Source organism: Rhodococcus sp. P14 (genome assembly GCF_000256505.1).
Lineage (GTDB): Bacteria > Actinomycetota > Actinomycetes > Mycobacteriales > Mycobacteriaceae > Rhodococcus > Rhodococcus ruber.
In genome coordinates, this window is the sequence record NZ_AJFC01000422.1 from 1 (window position 1) to 843 (window position 843).

Sequence of the window (843 nt, forward strand, 5' to 3'; positions counted from 1 at the left end):
GGTCCACGGTATCCGGCCGCGCCGAGGTCCTCACTCGGGTCGCCGGGATCGGCGAGTGGTACGAAGAGGCGCTCGATGCGACGCATCGGTTCGGCCTGCGGCGCTTCCGCCTCCCTTCGACGGGGGCGCTGTCGTCGTAGGCCGTTGAGTCAGGAATTCACCAGCTGGTGGACGCGCTGGAACGACACGCCCAGCACCTCCCCGATGTCGCGGAGGGTTGCACCGCGTGCTTGAAGCGCTCGGGCCGCGGCGACCTGCGCCGAGGCTGCGCGGGCGCGTGCTTCCTCCGCGGCGTGCTGGGCCGCGTGGAACTCACGAACCGCGGCCGCCAGGTCTTCGGGCAATTCGATCTCGATCTCGATTTCGTCGACCGGCGATCCCGTCATGATGTGTACAAAGTCGGCCGCCATCTCCTTGACCTCGCGCAGGTGGCGGGCCTGGGTGGTGCGGTCCACTTCGGGCACGTGGACCGACCACCATCCGTCGTCGCGGGTCACTTGTGCGGTGTACTTCACTTCTTCCACCAGTTTCTTCCGAGCTTGACGCGGCCTCTTTGTAGATCGCCGTCGTAGTCAGTTCCTTGATTTCGTTGTGGCGTGGGACTGGGATCACAAGGCCGTCGATGTCGACGATGGTGTGTCGCCCGCCCTCGGTGACTTCGATGGGTAGGCCTGCGGACTCGGCGGCGGTGCGGAGGCGTTTCAAGATGTCCCTACGCTTCGTCACCAGTGTAGTCTATTCAGGCTAGACAAATCAAGTCAAGGTTGACTAGACGAAGATTGCGGCGCGCTGGGCTCCACGTTTTCATCGAGCAAGGACGGCGACGGCCACCAGCTGCCACCA

Annotated in this window: 1 protein-coding gene; it reads right to left on the reverse strand. The window is 64.5% G+C overall.

Annotation, left to right across the window (positions count from 1 at the left end; all coding sequences use genetic code 11):
• Positions 1 to 149 precede the first annotated feature (149 nt).
• On the reverse strand, positions 150 to 524 hold the full coding sequence (locus tag OEY_RS0127805; RefSeq protein WP_237713819.1) for a hypothetical protein: 375 nt from the start codon (positions 522 to 524) through the stop codon (positions 150 to 152).
• Between the last annotated feature and the right edge of the window lie 319 nt (positions 525 to 843).